Source organism: Streptomyces johnsoniae (assembly GCF_031845565.1).
GTDB lineage: Bacteria > Actinomycetota > Actinomycetes > Streptomycetales > Streptomycetaceae > Streptomyces > Streptomyces johnsoniae.
The window spans coordinates 1-3,315 of the sequence record NZ_JAVREV010000043.1 but is presented as its reverse complement, the minus strand read 5'-3'; the positions used below and the strand labels follow the sequence as shown (position 1 = coordinate 3,315).

3 protein-coding genes are annotated in these 3,315 nt (G+C 66.5%); all 3 read left to right on the top strand.

Annotated features, from left to right (window positions below; all coding sequences use genetic code 11):
* Nucleotides 1-309: 309 nt before the first annotated feature.
* The gene (gene istA / locus RM779_RS33160; RefSeq protein ID WP_394813453.1) at nucleotides 310-1,905 is read left to right on the top strand and encodes an IS21 family transposase; all 1,596 of its coding nucleotides are present in this window, start codon (nucleotides 310-312) and stop codon (nucleotides 1,903-1,905) included.
* Nucleotides 1,902-2,672: an IS21-like element helper ATPase IstB gene (gene istB, locus RM779_RS33155; RefSeq protein ID WP_311621516.1), complete on the top strand. Its 771-nt coding sequence runs from the start codon at nucleotides 1,902-1,904 to the stop codon at nucleotides 2,670-2,672. Before istA ends, istB begins: the two co-directional genes overlap by 4 nt.
* Before the next feature lie 63 nt (nucleotides 2,673-2,735).
* A complete protein-coding gene (locus tag RM779_RS33150) occupies nucleotides 2,736-3,143 on the top strand; it encodes a DUF3224 domain-containing protein (protein ID WP_311621515.1) in 408 nt (135 codons plus the stop codon).
* Nucleotides 3,144-3,315 lie beyond the last annotated feature (172 nt).

The window sequence follows — 3,315 nt, the reverse complement described above, 5'->3', positions numbered from 1 at the left end:
CTGTCGACGGTCAAACAATTCCCCACGATCTGCATGATCGGCGTCAGCCAATTCCCCACCTCTGTGGTCACGACTCCCCACGGGGACGCTGACCGTCGATGCTGCCGCTGAACATGCTCGAAGTAGCCTGATGTTCCCTGTTTCGGGTGGTTTGCTGAGTTTTTGGGTCTTCCTTGCGAATCGGTCTGGTTCCCCATGGGCATGCCGGTGCCCGGGTTGAGGGTCTGGACCTCTCGGAGCCGTCGAGGTCCCTCGATCTGCGAGCCGAGAGGCCGACGGACGCACCGGATGGCAAGGAGAACTTTCACCGTGGTCGACATCGTCGAGATCTACGTGCACTGGTACGCGGGCCGGTCCAAGAGCCAGGTGTCCGCCTCGCTGGGGGTGGACCGCAAGACGATCAGGAAGTATCTGGCGCCGGCGGAGGCGGCTGGGATCACTCCGGGAGGGCCGCCGATGAGCGAGGCGGACTGGGCCAAGCTGCTCAAGAGCTGGTTCCCGGAGCTGGCCAGCCGGAGGCTGAACCAAGTGCGGTGGGCAGAGATCGAGCCGCACCGGGACTACGTCAAGAGGCTGCTGGAGACCACGACGGTCACCACGATCCACCAACGGCTCCGGGACGAGGGCAAGTTGAAGGTGTCGTTGTCGACGTTCCGGCGCTGGGTGCACGAGAACCTGCCCGAGGAGGCGGCGCGATCGAAGGTCACGGTGCTGCGGGAGAACGTCGAGCCGGGCTCGGAGGCCCAGATCGACTACGGCTTCCTGGGGCAGTGGATCAACCCGGCGACCGGGAAACGGCACCGGATCTGGGCGTTCGTTATGGTGCTGCCTGCCTCGCGGCACATGTTCGTCCGCCCGGTGGCCCACATGGACCAGCACGCCTGGACCGAAGCGCACGCGGAAGCGTTCCGATTTTTCGGCGGTGTGCCGCGGCGTCTGGTGCCGGACAACTTGAAGACGGGGGTGGACAAGCCGGATCTCTACGACCCGCAGATCAACAAGTCTTATGCCGAACTCGCCTCCTACTACGGCACGTTGGTGGATCCGGCTCGCGCTTCGAAGCCGAAGGACAAGCCCAGAGTGGAGCGGCCCATGCCTTATGTCCGCGACTCGTTCTGGAGCGGGCGGACGTTCACCTCGCTGGAGCACATGCAGGCCGAGGCCCTGCTCTGGGCGAGGAACGTCGCCGGTCAGCGGCAGTGCCGGCCGCTGGATGGTGCGAAGCCAATGTCGGTGTTCGAGGCGGTGGAGGCCGAGGCTCTGCTTCCGCTGCCGGAGGAGCCTTTCGTGCTGGCCAAATGGTCAAGGGCGACGGTCGGACCGGACATCCACATCAAGGTCGGCCGCACCCTTTACTCGGTGCCCTGGAAGCTGATCGGCCGCCGTGTCGATGTCCGCTCAACGGCTGTCACGGTGCAGATCTTCCACGAGGGCGAGCTGGTCAAGACCCACGCCGCCCTGGAGCAGGGCAAACGCACGGACAGAAGCGACTACCCGCCCGAGAAGATCGCTTTCCAGATGCGCACGCCGATCTGGTGCCGCGGCCAGGCGTCCCAGGTCGGGGATGCCTGCCGGGAGGTCATCGACCAGCTCCTGGAGGTCAACGCCCTCTACCGGCTCCGCGCCGCCCAAGGGGTGCTCGGACTGCGGAAGAAGTACGGCGACATCCGGCTGGAGGCCGCCTGCTGCAAGGCGGTCGCGGTCGGCGACCCCTCTTACCGCACCGTCAAGGGCATCCTGGTCGCCGGCACCGAGACCGACCCGGAACCCGAGACCGGCGATGCCGGAGCCTCGGCCTTCCTGCACGGGCCCGAGGGCCTGTTCGCCGCCACCGTCCCCACCCAGACGCCCGGCAGTGTCCACGACGACCAGGGCCGCGATGACGCCGAGGAGGCCGCCCGATGAGCGTGATGACCACCGCCCTGCGCGATTCCCTCAAGACCCTGCGGCTGTCCGGCATGCTCGAAACCCTCGACGCCCGCCTCACCCAGGCCCACAAAGGCGAACTCGGACACCTCGACTTCCTGCAGGTCCTCTGCCACGACGAGATCACCCGCCGCGAGTCCGTCGCTCTCGAACGCCGCCTGCGCAAAGCCAAGTTCGAGCAGCAGGCCACCTTGGAGGGCTTCGACTTCAACGCCTCCCCGAAGCTGCCCGCCGCCCAGATCCGCGACCTCGCGGCCCTGCGCTGGCTCCACTCCGGCGAGTCCGTAATTCTGTTCGGACCCGTCGGCGTCGGGAAGACACACGTCGCCCAGGCCCTCGGCCACCAGGCCGTCCGCCAGGGCGCCAACGTTCGCTTCGCCAAGACCAGCCGCATCCTCGCCGAGCTCGCCGGCGGCCACGCGGACCGCACCTGGGACAAGCGCATGCGCGAACTCATCCGCCCCGACCTGCTCATCCTCGACGACTTCGCCATGCGCCAGCTGTCCGCGTCCCAGGCCGACGACCTCTATGAACTCGTCTCCGAGCGGCAGGGCCGGTCCTTGATCATCACCAGCAACAGGGCGCCCAGCGACTGGTATCCCCTCTTCCCCAACCCGGTCGTCGCCGAGTCGCTGCTGGACCGGCTGATCAACTCCAGCCACCAGGTCATCATGAACGGCCCCAGCTACCGGCCCAACAAGCGACCGAAAGGACCCACCACCCCGACCGAACCACCGCAGCAATAGGCAGTCCGGCGGATCACCGGTCTGCTCGGCACCGCTGTCAGTGGTGCGGAATACGATCCGGGGATGCGAGCTTCAGGAACATTCAAAGTGGCCGACTTCACCCCAGCTCCGGTGCCCAGCCCGGCGATCGAGACCGCGGTGCCCGTCGGCCTCGCCACGATGAACAAGCAGTACGAAGGCGAGGTCGTCGGGCGCTCCGCCACCTTGTTCACCGCGGCGTTCGACCAGTCCACCAGCACGGGCACCTATGTCGCGATGGAGTCCTTTGAGGGGGAGCTCCATGGCCAGTCGGGTGCCTTCAACTTTGCACACTCCGCAACCACCCTGGGTGAGGGCAGGCAAGGCGACTTCTTCATCATCGTTCCGGGCAGCGGAACGGGCGAGCTGGCCGGGATCACCGGGGCCGGAGGCATCGCCGTCGACCCGGACGGCACACACCGGATCTGGTTCGCCTACGACCTCGGTCAATAGCCCAGCAGCTCAAGCCCTCAGCACGACATTGGTTCCGCGCTGACACCGGACAGCTGACGTTCCCCCACTCCTCCGTCTGCCCCATCCCTCTTTCCCATCGAGCACCACAGCCTGGCCATGGGGTGGGGAATTACGTGAACACGGAGGGTGGGGAATCGGCTGACCGTCGACA

What these genes read in the sequence shown, in the direction of transcription:
- istB (WP_311621516.1), top strand. Translation starts at nt 1,902, where the DNA reads ATGAGCGTGATGACCACCGCCCTGCGCGATTCCCTCAAGACCCTGCGG.
- RM779_RS33150 (WP_311621515.1), top strand. Translation starts at nt 2,736, where the DNA reads ATGCGAGCTTCAGGAACATTCAAAGTGGCCGACTTCACCCCAGCTCCG.